11 protein-coding genes are annotated in these 13,023 nt (G+C 55.3%); 5 read left to right on the plus strand and 6 right to left on the minus strand.

Features of this window, described 5'->3' with window-relative positions:
- Positions 1 to 136: 136 nt before the first annotated feature.
- Positions 137 to 1,489, minus strand: a complete 1,353-nt coding sequence (gene gorA / locus VH86_RS18490) for a glutathione-disulfide reductase (RefSeq protein WP_045833748.1) — start codon at positions 1,487 to 1,489, stop codon at positions 137 to 139.
- 125 nt (positions 1,490 to 1,614) lie between these two features.
- Between gorA and rnz the strand changes: the two genes are divergently transcribed.
- Positions 1,615 to 2,526 carry a ribonuclease Z gene (gene rnz / locus VH86_RS18495; protein WP_045833749.1) on the plus strand — a complete coding sequence of 304 codons (912 nt, stop codon included), beginning with the start codon at positions 1,615 to 1,617 and terminating at the stop codon, positions 2,524 to 2,526.
- Here rnz and VH86_RS18500 read toward each other — a convergent pair.
- Together VH86_RS18500 and VH86_RS18505 are read right to left on the minus strand one after the other, a co-directional pair.
- On the minus strand, positions 2,523 to 3,338 hold the full coding sequence (locus VH86_RS18500; protein ID WP_045833750.1) for a CPBP family intramembrane glutamic endopeptidase: 816 nt from the start codon (positions 3,336 to 3,338) through the stop codon (positions 2,523 to 2,525). The genes rnz and VH86_RS18500 overlap by 4 nt on opposite strands.
- A 62-nt stretch (positions 3,339 to 3,400) precedes the next feature.
- Entirely contained in the window at positions 3,401 to 4,243 is an 843-nt protein-coding gene (locus VH86_RS18505; RefSeq protein WP_045833751.1) for a 23S rRNA (adenine(2030)-N(6))-methyltransferase RlmJ, read from the minus strand.
- A gap of 223 nt (positions 4,244 to 4,466) precedes the next feature.
- Between VH86_RS18505 and prlC the strand changes: the two genes are divergently transcribed.
- Positions 4,467 to 6,509 (plus strand): oligopeptidase A, encoded by a 2,043-nt coding sequence (prlC, locus tag VH86_RS18510; RefSeq protein WP_045833752.1) that lies wholly within the window; start codon positions 4,467 to 4,469, stop codon positions 6,507 to 6,509.
- 8 nt (positions 6,510 to 6,517) lie between these two features.
- Complete coding sequence (rsmJ, locus tag VH86_RS18515) at positions 6,518 to 7,267, plus strand: 16S rRNA (guanine(1516)-N(2))-methyltransferase RsmJ (RefSeq protein WP_045833753.1); 750 nt, start codon at positions 6,518 to 6,520, stop codon at positions 7,265 to 7,267.
- A gap of 102 nt (positions 7,268 to 7,369) precedes the next feature.
- On the opposite strand, the gene uspA is transcribed toward rsmJ, so the two are convergent.
- The gene (uspA, locus tag VH86_RS18520; protein ID WP_045814098.1) at positions 7,370 to 7,807 is read right to left on the minus strand and encodes a universal stress protein UspA; all 438 of its coding nucleotides are present in this window, start codon (positions 7,805 to 7,807) and stop codon (positions 7,370 to 7,372) included.
- A gap of 421 nt (positions 7,808 to 8,228) precedes the next feature.
- On the opposite strand from uspA, the gene uspB reads away from it, so the two are divergent.
- The gene (gene uspB / locus VH86_RS18525) at positions 8,229 to 8,564 is read left to right on the plus strand and encodes a universal stress protein UspB (protein WP_034819764.1); all 336 of its coding nucleotides are present in this window, start codon (positions 8,229 to 8,231) and stop codon (positions 8,562 to 8,564) included.
- Between the two features lie 63 nt (positions 8,565 to 8,627).
- On the opposite strand, the gene pitA is transcribed toward uspB, so the two are convergent.
- A complete protein-coding gene (pitA, locus tag VH86_RS18530) occupies positions 8,628 to 10,127 on the minus strand; it encodes an inorganic phosphate transporter PitA (RefSeq protein WP_038644233.1) in 1,500 nt (499 codons plus the stop codon).
- Between the two features lie 243 nt (positions 10,128 to 10,370).
- On the opposite strand from pitA, the gene VH86_RS18535 reads away from it, so the two are divergent.
- Positions 10,371 to 11,555, plus strand: coding sequence for an NAD(P)/FAD-dependent oxidoreductase (locus tag VH86_RS18535; protein WP_038649818.1), 1,185 nt, complete (start codon positions 10,371 to 10,373; stop codon positions 11,553 to 11,555).
- Positions 11,556 to 11,784: 229 nt separating this feature from the next.
- Here the strand turns inward: VH86_RS18535 and VH86_RS18540 are convergent, their stop codons facing one another.
- Complete coding sequence (locus VH86_RS18540) at positions 11,785 to 12,777, minus strand: glycosyltransferase family 32 protein (protein WP_045833754.1); 993 nt, start codon at positions 12,775 to 12,777, stop codon at positions 11,785 to 11,787.
- Positions 12,778 to 13,023: the final 246 nt, after the last annotated feature.

Genomic DNA, 13,023 nt, shown 5'->3' on the forward strand with positions numbered 1-13,023 from the left:
GGACGGCCCGGCAGCAGCAGAGGCGCTGTGGTCCGCACCAAAACGCGCATAAAAAGGCCGCCCTTTTTAGAAAATGGCGGCCTCATTCGAACAGGACCTTAGCTGACAAGCATTACGGCAAATGCCGCCCCATTCATCAACGCATGGTGACAAACTCTTCTGCCGCCGTCGGGTGAATCGCCACGGTGTTGTCGAAGTCTTTCTTGGTAGCGCCCATCTTCAGTGCCACTGCGAAGCCTTGCAGCATCTCATCCATACCGTTACCGATACCGTGAATGCCGACAATCTTCTCCTCCGCGCCGACACACACCAGCTTCATGCGGCACGGTTGGCGATGCTGGGTGACAGCGGTGTACATCGCGGTGAAGGAAGATTTATACACTTTCACCTGATCGTCGCCGTACTGCTCGCGCGCCTGCGGTTCGGTCAATCCAACGGTACCAATCGGTGGATGGGTGAATACCACGGTTGGCACATTGCTGTAATCCAGGTGCTCGTCGGGCTTGTTGTTGAACAGGCGTTCTGACAGACGACGCCCTGCGGCGACGGCCACTGGCGTCAACTCCACAGCACCAGTGTTGTCACCGACCGCATAAATGCCTTTCACGTTGGTGTTCTGGAACTTATCAACGTTGATATAGCCTTTGTCGTTCAGCGCCACGCCGGTTACGGAGAGGTTGAGATTGTCGGTAGCCGGTTCGCGACCAATCGCCCACACCAGGCAATCGACGGTTTGCTCATGGCCGCTTTCCAGTTGCAGCGTCAGGCTGCCGTCGGCGTTCTTGATCACCGCTTTTGGAATCGACTCGGTGTGCAGCGTTGGGCCTTCGGCCTGCATCACTTCTACCAGCGTATCGACAATCAGCGGATCGAAGCTGCGCAGCGGCGCGTGTTTGCGCACAAACAGATGGGTTTCGGCACCCAGTGCGTTGACCACACCGGCCAGCTCCACCGCGATATACCCTGCGCCCACCACCGCGACACGCTTCGGCAGCGCATCCAGCTCGAAGAAACCGTCAGAGTCGATACCGTATTCCGCGCCAGGTACTTTGGGATGACTTGGACGACCGCCGGTGGCGATCAGGATGTGATCGGCCGTGATGGTTTCGCCGTTCACTTCCACGGTATTAGCATCAATAAAGCGGGCGAAGCCTTTGATCACTTCAACGTTATTTTTACCCAGCACGTTATCGTATGAGGTATGAATACGGTCGATGTAAGCGCTGCGGTTTTTCACCAGCACTGACCAGTCAAAATGGTTCACGGTGGTATCGAAACCGTAGTCCGGGCCGTACAGGTGGATAGCTTCGGCAATCTGCGCGGCATGCCACATCACCTTTTTCGGCACGCAGCCAACGTTGACACAGGTGCCGCCCAATTCTTTCGCTTCGATCAGCGCGCATTTCTGGCCATGCATCGCTGCACGGTTAATCGAGGCGATACCGCCGCTGCCGCCGCCGATGGCGAGGTAGTCAAAATGTCGGGTCATCCGGAATGTCCATCTGTTGGAAGAAAATTGGCATAGAGTGTAACGCTGCTTGTGCAAGCCGCGCAAAGGTTCGGCCTATGATTATGATAGGGTTAAATCTAGGTTCCGCTTACATGGAAGACATTATGCATCTGACTTTTCTCGGCACCGGCGCGGGTGCGCCGAGCCTGCAACGTAACGTCACGGCGATTGCGCTGACGCTGTCGAAACGGGGCGACACCTGGCTGTTCGACTGCGGTGAAGCGACGCAGCACCAGTTTATGCGCTCTGCACTCAAGCCGAGCAAGCTGGAAAAAATCTTTATTACCCATCTGCACGGTGACCACATCTTTGGCCTGCCGGGTTTACTGACCAGCCGCTCAATGGCCGGGCTGCTGGAGCCGATGACGGTATATGGTCCGAAAGGCATCAAACAGTTCGTCGAGACAGCACTCAGCCTCAGTGGCTCTTACACCGGATTTCCGCTGGAGATCGTGGAAATTGAAGCGGGCGAAGTGCTGGATGATGGCGAGTTCCGCGTCATTGCCTATCCAATGAATCATGTGGTCGAGTGCTATGGCTATCGCATTGAGCAGCATGACAAGCCGGGCTTTCTTGATGCGCCACGACTGAAAGCAGAAGGCGTGCCGCGTGGGCCCTGGTATCAGGATTTGAAAGAGGGCAAATCCATCCGATTAGAAGACGGGCGTGAGATTAATGGCGCGGCGTATCTCGGCCCGGCGACCAGGGGCAAAGTGGTGGCGATATTCGGTGATACCGGTCCGACCGAAGTGGCGCTTGAGCTGGCTGCTAGTGCGGATGTGATGGTGCACGAAACCACGCTGGAAGCCGCAATGGCCGAAAAAGCCAATGGTCGCGGCCACTCCACCACGATTCAGGCTGCCGAAGTAGCAAAACTGGCAGGTGCAAAACGCATGATCGCCACGCACTTCAGTTCGCGTTATTTGTCGAGCGATCGGGAGAGACTGCTGGCGGAGTGCCAGTCGGTATTTGCAGCGACCGAGCTGGCACGGGATTTCGCGGTGTTCGAGATTTAATGCTGTAACGCCGGATAGGTGAAGAACAGCAGGTGCGTCATGTTGAACAGGAAGTGGACGCCGGTGGCGACCCAAACGCGCCCGCTCCAGTGCCACGCCAGGCCGTAAATCAACCCGGCCAGAGTCGCGAAGACCACTAACATCATCCCGCCAGGGAAATGCGCCAGCCCAAACAGCACTGACGCAATCAACAGCGCCGCCACGCCACCGATTTTCTGGCGCAGGCGCTGTTGCACATAGCCGCGGAAGAACGCCTCTTCTGCCAGCGAGACAAAGAACAGGTTTGCCAGCATAAAGCTGCCGAGCCAGTCCGGCCAGTGTGGCTCAATCGCCAGTCCACCCAGCAGCACGGCGACGTACAGCAGCAGCGGGATTGCCGCCAATAACAGCAGCCACAGAATCTTGTGCGGTGCGGGAAATTTCTGCGTACGGAACAGCGTGGGCAACGCAGCCAGCAGCACAAAGGGAATCAGCGCTTTATCAAAGTTGTAGTAGAAGCTGAATGGCACACTGTTGGGGCCAACCTGCATCTCCTCGATCTGGCGCGGGTTGTTAAAGCCCGGCAACAGGTGCAGGAACAGGCCGCCGGCGATCAACACCAGCAGTGCTTCGCTGATGAGCAGCACCGCACGGTTGGTGGGATTTTCCACCCGCACCCACGCCAGCAAAGCGATAGCACCTAAAATGGCGAGAGCAGGCCAGTCCAGCACATCCTGGAACAGGCCCATTATCGTCGCCAATAACAGCAGTAGTACGGCAAGGCGTTTGGCAGGCGACAGCACAGTGAGTGCGCCAGCCAGAATGATCCACATAAAGAGTGTCCTTAGAAAGACAACGGCAAAGGGCGGCCGGGGAGCCGCACCCGTTCAGCACGTTATTCTGGAACGATTTGCGTGACGCTGTAGTGACCAGTACCCGCCGGCACCAGCTTCTTATGCAGCCACGGCAACAGTTCTTCCATCTGCGCTTTCAGTTTCCACGGCGGGTTAATCACGATCATGCCGGAGGCGGTCATACCGCGTTGATCGCTATCCGGGCGCACCGCCAGTTCGATCTGCAGAATGTTGCGGATGTTGCTGGCTTCCAGGTCTTTAATCATGTGTTTGATTTGCTGGCGCAGCACCACTGGATACCACAGCGCGTACACACCGGTAGCAAAGCGTTTGTAACCTTCCTGAATGCCTTTCACCACGTCCTGATAATCGCTTTTCATTTCGTACGGCGGATCGATAAGAATCAGACCACGGCGGCTCTGTGGAGGCAGTTTGGCTTTTAACTGCTGATAGCCGTCGCCACGTGCTACGCGTGCGCGCGCATCTTTACTGAATTCAGAACGCAGCAGCGGATAGTCGCTGGAGTGCAGTTCGGTCAGCTCCAGCTTGTCGTCTTCACGCAGCAGGTAGCGGGCGATCAGCGGCGAGCCTGGATAGTAGCGCAAGGTGCCATGCGGGTTGAGGTTGCGAACGGCCGTCAGATAAGGCTTCAGCAGTTCTGGCGCGTCTGGCTGCTGCCAGATACGCGCAATGCCTTCCAGATATTCACCGGTACGCTCGGCGTGCTCTCCGCTCAGCTGGTAACGTCCGGCACCGGCGTGGGTATCCAGATAGAGGAAAGGTTTTTCCTTCTCCATCAGGGCGGTGAGGATCAGGCTTTCAACGGTATGTTTGAGCACGTCGGCATGGTTGCCGGCATGAAAACTGTGGCGATAACTCAGCATAAAAAAGAGGGGTCCGCGGTTGGATCAAAGGAGATAAAAACATCGTGTGTGGCGCGATTATAGCCGCGCTGCGTAAAAATTGCTGACGTTTCGGCGCTCGCGCTTTTTTCTTTACCGGTTCATTCTCAGTAGCATTGATTTTCACGTTCACTGACCGCATGTTAGAAAGATTGCGTCGCGCCATTGCGCGCCACCCCCACTCCATGAAGATAGGACTGCGCTTATGACCAATCCGTTACTCACCCCTTACACGCTTCCGCCGTTTTCCGCGATCAAACCTGAGCACGTGGTTCCTGCTGTGACTGAAGCGCTGAACAACTGCCGCGCTGAAGTAGAACGCGTTGTAGCACAGGGTGCACCTTACACTTGGGACAATTTAGTGCAGCCACTGGCGGAAGTGGATGACCACTTAAGCCGCATTTTCTCACCGGTGAGCCATCTCAACTCGGTGAAGAACAGCCCGGAACTGCGTGAAGCTTACGAGCAAACGCTGCCGCTGCTGTCCGAATACAGCACCTGGGTAGGCCAGCATGAAGGCCTGTATCAGGCTTATCGCGATCTGAAGCAAGGCGACAACTATGCCGAGCTGGATATCGCCCAGAAGAAAGCGGTGGATAACGCACTGCGTGATTTTGAGTTGTCCGGTATCGGTCTCGATAAAGAAAAACAGAAACGCTATGGCGAAATCGCGGCGCGTCTGTCTGAACTGGGTTCGACTTACAGCAACAACGTGCTCGACGCCACTATGGGCTGGAGCAAGCTGATCACCGACGAAGCGGATCTGGCGGGCATGCCGGAAAGTGCGCTGGCGGCGGCGAAAGCGCAGGCCGAAGCCAAAGAGCAGGAAGGCTGGTTGCTGACGCTGGATATCCCAAGCTACCTGCCGGTGATGACCTACTGCGACAACGCGGCGCTGCGTGAAGAGATGTACCGCGCTTATTCAACGCGTGCTTCTGAGCAGGGTCCAAATGCCGGTAAATGGGATAACGGCCCGATCATGGGCGAAGAGCTGGCATTGCGTCACGAGCTGGCACAGCTGCTCGGTTTTGACTCCTTCGCGCATAAATCACTGGCCACCAAAATGGCTGAGAACCCGGCGCAGGTGATCGACTTCCTGACCGACCTCGCCAAACGTGCGCGTCCGCAGGGTGAGAAAGAGTTAGCCCAGCTGCGCGCCTTCGCCAAAAAAGAGTGTGGCGTTGACGAGATGAATCCGTGGGATCTCACTTACTACGGTGAGAAACAAAAACAGCATCTGTACACCATCAGCGATGAGCAACTGCGTCCGTACTTCCCGGAAGAGCGTGCGGTGAGCGGCCTGTTTGAAGTGGTTAAACGTATTTATGGCATTACAGCCAAAGAGCGTAAAGACGTCGATGTTTACCACCCAGACGTGCGCTTCTTCGACCTGTTTGATGAAAGCGGCGAGCTGCGCGGCAGTTTCTATCTTGACCTGTATGCGCGTGAGCACAAGCGTGGCGGGGCGTGGATGGACGATTGCGTCGGTCAGATGCGTAAAGCCGACGGCAGCTTGCAGAAGCCAGTGGCGTACCTCACCTGTAACTTCAACCGTCCGGTACAGGGCAAACCTGCGCTGTTTACCCACGATGAAGTCACCACTTTGTTCCATGAGTTTGGGCACGGCTTGCACCACATGCTGACGCGCATCGAAGCACCGGGCGTATCTGGCATCAGCGGTGTGCCATGGGATGCGGTCGAGCTGCCAAGCCAGTTTATGGAAAACTGGTGCTGGGAGCCGGACGCGCTGGCGTTTATCTCCGGCCACTACGAGACCGGCGAACCGTTGCCGAAAGATCTGCTGGATAAGATGCTGGCGGCGAAGAACTATCAGGCGGCGCTGTTTATCCTGCGTCAGCTGGAGTTCGGCCTGTTTGATTTCCGTATGCACACCGAATTCAACCCGGAAAAAGGCGCGCAGATCCTCGAAACCCTGCGTGAAGTGAAGAAGCAGGTTGCCGTGGTGCCAAGCCCGGAGTGGGGCCGTTTCCCGCATGCGTTTAGCCACGTCTTCGCTGGCGGTTATGCCGCAGGTTATTACAGCTACCTGTGGGCGGATGTGCTGGCAGCGGATGCCTATTCGCGCTTCGAAGAAGAGGGCATCTTCAACCGTGAAACCGGCCAGTCGTTCCTCGACAACATCCTGACGCGCGGCGGTTCCGAAGAGCCAATGGAGCTGTTCAAACGCTTCCGTGGCCGTGAACCACAGCTGGACGCGATGCTGGAACACTACGGAATTCAGGGATAAGCCTGCTTGTGAAAATCGGTTTAATCGATGAATCAGGCGCCGGAGACGGCGCCTTATTGCATCTGGCGCAGCGCTGGGGCTTACAGCATGACGATCAGGCCGTAATGGCACTGGTGCTGACGCCGGAGCGCCTCGAGCTGCGCAAACAGGATGAGCCTAAACTGGGCGGCATCTTTGTGGATTTTGTCACCGGTGCCATGGCGCATCGTCGCAAGTTTGGTGGCGGTCGCGGCGAGGCGGTGGCGAAAGCGGTGGGCATTAAAGGTGGCTATTTGCCGGACGTGATCGACGCGACGGCTGGATTGGGGCGCGATGCCTTTGTGCTGGCAGCGCTCGGCTGCCGTGTGCGCATGCTGGAGCGTCATCCTGTGGTCGCGGCATTACTGGATGATGGCTTACGTCGTGGCTATGAAGATGCGGAGATCGGCGGCTGGCTGCGCGAACGTCTGACGCTGCTGCATGTGGTGAGCCAACAGGCGTTAAGTGATATCACGCCTGCACCAGATGTGGTGTATCTCGATCCGATGTATCCCCATCGTCAAAAGAGCGCGATGGTGAAGAAGGAGATGCGGGTATTTCAGTCGCTGGTCGGGGCTGATGAGGATGCCGATGCGTTGCTGGAACCCGCTCGCCGTCTGGCGAAGAAACGCATCGTGGTAAAGCGCCCGGATTACGCGCCGCCGTTAGCGGGAGTGGCAACCCAATCGGCGGTGGTCACCAAAAGCCATCGCTTTGATATTTATCCGCCGTTGGTATGAATCTGCCTGCTGGCGTCGCGACGTGATTTATCGCGCGGGGTTTAAAGACGCGCGATGCATTACGCCTCTACCAAAAAAACAGGGCCATTACTGGCCCTGTTTTTATTCGTCTTCTTCGTCACGCAGCGGCACAATCAGCATATCAATATGTACCGTATTGATCAGCTGTCGCGCGGATGACATCAGCTTGCTCCAGAAATCCTGATGGTGGCCACAGACCACTAAATCCACTTCATATTTCTTAATCGCATCCACCAGCACCTGGCCGAGATCGCCGCTGCCGCTCAGGGTTTCACTGATCGGATAACCGGCGTTGGTAGAAAGCTCTTTCAGCGCGGTGTGCGTCTCTTCAGAAATGCGTTTCTGCATGTCGCCCAAGTTAACGTCAATCAGCCCGGTGTAAAGGTCTGAGTAATTCACATCAACGTGGATCAGCGAGATTTTTGCATCATAAGGACGGGCCAGTGAAACGGCTTTATCAACCAGCAACTGGCTTTCCGGGGAAAGGTCTACTGCAATCAGGATGTGTTTATAAGCCATGATAAAACTCCTTCTCAAGATTCTGGGGCTACCTGAATTCCCGCCGCTCGGCGAGCGAAATCCTTTGCGCGAAACAGCGATGAAGCGCCACCAACCACAATTTATGCCCTGCAGGCGTTCTGTTGTTATGTGTTGAGTATAGCCAGAGTTGTTAACAAATGCTGCAATCCACGGCTCGCTTGTGAGGAAGATCAAGCGCTATCGCAATTTTCACTCGCGGTGAACGAAAATCATCGCTGGAAAAAAATTGAACAGATCTCCTACACTGAAAATGAGTGCCACTGCCGTCTGGGTAACGCGCTCGGGCTCGCATAACAACAATGCAATTCGATTCATCTGTGGCTGGTTAATTTCCCGTGGGGCGTCTACAGCATTTCCCCGCTGCCTTCGACGTCATTGCGGCTCCAGCTGGGAGGGGAACATGATCAGCACTATCGCGCTTTTTTGGGCTCTGTGTGTTGTTTGTCTGGTGAATATGGCGCGCTACTTCTCTTCTTTGCGCTCGCTATTGGCTGTGCTGCGCGGTTGCGATCCGCTGCTGTATCAATATGTGGATGGGGCGGGTTTCTTCACGTCTCATGGTCAGCCGAGCAAGCAGGTGCGACTGGTGCGTTATATCTGGGATAAACGCTATCGCGATCATCACGACGACGAATTTATTCGCCGCTGCGAGCGCGTGCGCAGGCAGTTTGTCTTGACCAGCGGGCTCTGTTTTTTGGTGGTGGTGAGTCTGGTTGGCCTGGCGATCTGGCATTAAATAGCGGCAATAAAAAAGGGCGACCTGTGTTGAACAGTCGCCCTCTTGTTTGCCGTTGACGGCTTAGATAATTTTCAGCGCGATCCAGTAGAGCGAACCTGACAGCACAATACAGACCGGCAGGGTGAACACCCACGCCATGGCGATGTTTTTGATAGTACGGCTCTGTAATCCACCGCCATCAACCAGCATGGTTCCGGCAACCGATGACGACAGGATATGCGTGGTCGAAACCGGCATTCCGGTATAGCTCGCGACACCAATCGACACGGCCGCAGTGACCTGCGCTGACATGCCTTGCGCATAGGTCATGCCTTTCTTACCGATTTTCTCACCGATGGTGGTCGCCACGCGACGCCAGCCAATCATGGTGCCAATGCCCAGCGCTAACGCCACAGCCATGATGATCCAGATCGGTGCGTACTCTACGGTGCCCAGCAGATCGCCCTTCAGCTTGTTGAGGAAGCGCTTATCGTCCGGGGTGGTCTCTGGCAGCTTCGCCGCTTTATCGGCCGTGTCCGAGACGCACATCAGCAGGCGACGCATCTGACTGCGCTGATCAACCGTCAGTTGGTCATAGCTGTTCAGATTGGTCAGCAAGAGTTGGGCACGATTAATAGCCTGCAGCGCACGGCTGCTATCGCAATGGAACTCATGCGGACCGCCCACAGATTCTTCCGGCGTTGGCACCGCTGGTGGCGCCATCTGGACGATATGCGTGAGTGAATCGCTATGCTGCTGGTAATACTGCTCCAGATGATTGACCGCATCGCGCGTCCGGGTGATGTCATAACCCGAAGCGTTCATGTTGACCACGAAACCAGCGGGTGCCACACCAATCAGCACGAGCATAATCAAGCCAATGCCTTTCTGACCATCGTTAGCGCCATGGGAGTAGCTCACACCAATTGCCGAGACGATCAAGGCGATACGCGTCCAAAACGGTGGCTTCTTCTTGCCATCGATCTTTTCACGGTCAGCCGGTGTCATATGGATGCGCGAACGTTTAGGGGTTCCGCTCCAGTAACGACGCAGGATGAAAATCAATGAACCCGCAATCACCAGACCGACAATCGGTGACAGAATCAGAGACAGGAAAATATTGATCACTTTCGGCAGGTTAAGCGCATCAACCACCGAGGTGCCGGTCATCAGTGCATTGGTGAGACCAATACCGATAATCGCGCCGATCAAGGTGTGAGAACTGGATGCCGGCAAGCCCAGATACCAGGTGCCAAGGTTCCAGATAATGGCTGCCAGCAGCATGGAGAACACCATGGCGAGGCCGTGTGCAGAACCTACATTCAGCAGTAAATCCGTTGGCAGCATATGCACGATGGCATAGGCCACGCTTAAACCACCCAGCAAAACGCCTAAGAAGTTGAAAACACCCGCCATCACAACCGCCAATTGCGCCCGCATCGCGCGGGTATAAATGACTGTAGCGACTGCGTTAGCAGTGTCGTGGAAACCGTTGATTGCCTCATAGAACAAGACAAACAGCAGAGCTAATACCAAAAACAGGCCGGTACTGAGGTCAAGACCAGCGAACAGATGTAGCATAAACGTTACGCCATTTTTTGGAGGACATGAACGCGGCGCATTATCGGCGACAACCCGCATGATGTGAAAGGAAAATATAGCCCTTTTTTGTCTTAAAATTGCCACAAACCCGGTCAGATAAGGTAAAAAGACTGAAAAATAAGCGAGTTACAATATGACATATTTACGGCATTTTTTTGACGCTGGCGCGAAATGCCGCAGATCTCTACAATCACCGCCTTTCAATTATGTGGATTAAGCACTGTGGACAAGTTTGACGTTATCGTAATAGGTGCAGGCGCTGCCGGCATGTTCTGTGCGGCGCAGGCAGGGCAGTTAGGTCGTCGTGTGCTGTTGCTGGATAACGGCAAAAAGGCGGGACGTAAAATCCTGATGTCCGGCGGTGGCCGCTGTAACTTCACCAATATGTACACCGAACCGGCGGCGTATCTCTCGCATAACCCGCATTTCAGCAAGTCGGCACTAGCGCGTTACACCCAGTGGGACTTCATCGATCTGGTGAATCGCCACAAGATTGCATATCACGAGAAAACCCTTGGCCAACTGTTCTGCGATGATTCGGCGCAGCAGATCGTGGATCTGCTCTTAAAAGAGTGCGAAGACGGACAAGTCACCGTGCGTTTGCGCAGTGAAGTGCTGAGCGTGACGCGTGATGAAAATGGCTACAGGCTACAGCTGAATGGCTCCGAGGTGCAGGCAGAAAAGCTGGTGATCGCGAGTGGGGGATTATCGATGCCGGGCCTCGGGGCGACGCCGTTTGGCTACAAAGTGGCCGAGCAGTTTGGTTTGAAAGTCTTTCCGACGCGCGCTGCACTGGTGCCTTTCACCCTGCATAAGCCGTTGCTGGAGCAGTTAAACACGCTGTCGGGTGTGGCGCTGCCCACCACCATTACGGCGCAGGACGGCACGCTGTTTAAAGAAGCGATGCTGTTTACCCATCGCGGCTTGTCGGGTCCGGCGGTGCTGCAAATTTCCAGCTACTGGCAGCCAGGTGAATTTGTCACCATTAATCTGTCGCCGGAGACCTCGCTCGATGATTTCATCAACGTGCAGCGCGAGGCACATCCGAACCTCAGCCTGAAAAACAGCCTGGCGAAAATTTTGCCAAAGCGACTGGTGGAAGTGTTGCAGGAGCTGAAACAGATCCCGGATGTGACGCTGAAGCAGCTCAACAGCAAACAGCAGGCCGAGTTGGTCACTACGTTGCATCAGTGGCGCGTGCAGCCAAATGGCACCGAAGGCTACCGTACCGCCGAAGTGACGATGGGCGGCGTCGATACCACGCAGCTCTCTTCCAAAACCATGGAAGCGCGTGACGTGCCCGGCCTTTACTTCATCGGCGAAGTGGTGGATGTCACCGGTTGGCTCGGTGGATATAACTTCCAGTGGGCGTGGAGTTCAGCGTGGGCGTGCGCGCAGGCGCTGTAAATTATCACGTCGCCATTAATGGCGATGCTACTGCGCGAATACGAAGTTCAGCTTGATGGTGAGGTTACAGCGCTAATGCCTGGCGCTGCGTAACGGCGTCGCTACAGCACTAACGCAAGGTTTTGCCTGATAGCGACGTTGCAACCCACATGCACGGATTGAGGGGGTGGCCACGAAACACCCCCAATGCGCGTTTTTTTGCAGTGTGCGCATTGATGCGCACCTGGCATTATTGAGCGGCTTTACCCGCTAACGTCGCTGCAGGTGTCAGGTTTTTCGGCTGGCCGTGCAGCAATACTTGCCCCAGCAGACTATCGCTGTTGACCACACCGTATTTCAGATGCGTTGCGATATATTTGCGGTCAAAGCTGGTGAGTTTGTACACCGGTGGCAACACCTCTGGTAAAGCATCCACCATCAGCATGCGGCTCAGTTTCACCGGACGCCAGCCGCTCAGCGTTTGATACAATAACGCACCGGCTTCCGCTTTGCGTAAGTAAAAGTTGTAGTGATTCTCTTCCCGCAGCGCCTGCTGCTGAGCGATATACACCACCAGATAATCCGGCGTCTTGATGCCCTGCAGAATGGTGTCGTAGTTCGGCAGCGCCAATAATTGCTGGAAGAAGGCCTCGGAGCCTAACTCCACAATCGGGCGGAAGCAGTGCAGCCAGCGACCGATAAAGGCATTGTTTTTCGGCGCGGCGAGAAACCAGGATTCCATAACCGGATAAGCGCGATCGCGGGTAGATTCCTCGCGATAAAAAGCGACCAGGTCATAACGCTCATCCGCATTCACTGCTAACAGCTCATCAAGGCTGCGATTGAGGATAATGGTGGCATCCATCCAGATTCCGCCATAACGATGCAGCAGCTCCAGGCGAATCACATCGCTTTTGTGCGAAGCCCGCATCCCCGCGTGGACAAACTTCAGGTCGGGTAAATAGTCGTGCAGATTGAGATTGTTGATCACCGTCAGCGTATAGCCAGGGTTTTCACGGGCAATTTTGTCGACAAAAATCTGGACTTCAGCCGGGAGCTTTTCACTTTCCCAGTACATCCAAACCTGACGCGGAATGGGCGCAGGCGGATTAGCGCGAGCCTGCAAGTTAATATCCTGCTCGGCTGAGGGGTGGTAGGCGGGAAGGCGTTTGCGTGTGGTCAGTTTTTTTTCCGCCAGCAACGCCAGCGAAATCAAATGCATTTTAAGTTTATGGTTGGACATCATCATTCCTGTAACCCTGTCGGCCGCTATCCCAGCTTTTGCCGCTTTAAGGCGAAAAACTGGCCCTGTGACAGCGGGCACGATGAAGCGCGAATGGCGCGAAAAGTGGCTCAAAATTAACAAACAGCGCCGAACTGCTCAATAAATAAACTCTGAAAACGTTACTTTAAGAGAATACGCAGGCGGCGTTCACTTGCCGTGCCGTTGCCGTGGGTGTTTAAGGGCTGTTAACCGATGAATCTGTTA

The sequence above is a fragment of the Pantoea sp. BL1 genome, assembly GCF_000963985.1.
Classification (GTDB): Bacteria; Pseudomonadota; Gammaproteobacteria; order Enterobacterales; family Enterobacteriaceae; genus Pantoea; species Pantoea rwandensis_B.

What these genes read in the sequence shown, in the direction of transcription:
- gorA (WP_045833748.1), bottom strand. Translation starts at nt 1,489, where the DNA reads ATGACCCGACATTTTGACTACCTCGCCATCGGCGGCGGCAGCGGCGGT.
- rnz (WP_045833749.1), top strand. Translation starts at nt 1,615, where the DNA reads ATGCATCTGACTTTTCTCGGCACCGGCGCGGGTGCGCCGAGCCTGCAA.
- VH86_RS18500 (WP_045833750.1), bottom strand. Translation starts at nt 3,338, where the DNA reads ATGTGGATCATTCTGGCTGGCGCACTCACTGTGCTGTCGCCTGCCAAA.
- VH86_RS18505 (WP_045833751.1), bottom strand. Translation starts at nt 4,243, where the DNA reads ATGCTGAGTTATCGCCACAGTTTTCATGCCGGCAACCATGCCGACGTG.
- prlC (WP_045833752.1), top strand. Translation starts at nt 4,467, where the DNA reads ATGACCAATCCGTTACTCACCCCTTACACGCTTCCGCCGTTTTCCGCG.
- uspA (WP_045814098.1), bottom strand. Translation starts at nt 7,807, where the DNA reads ATGGCTTATAAACACATCCTGATTGCAGTAGACCTTTCCCCGGAAAGC.
- uspB (WP_034819764.1), top strand. Translation starts at nt 8,229, where the DNA reads ATGATCAGCACTATCGCGCTTTTTTGGGCTCTGTGTGTTGTTTGTCTG.
- pitA (WP_038644233.1), bottom strand. Translation starts at nt 10,127, where the DNA reads ATGCTACATCTGTTCGCTGGTCTTGACCTCAGTACCGGCCTGTTTTTG.
- VH86_RS18540 (WP_045833754.1), bottom strand. Translation starts at nt 12,777, where the DNA reads ATGTCCAACCATAAACTTAAAATGCATTTGATTTCGCTGGCGTTGCTG.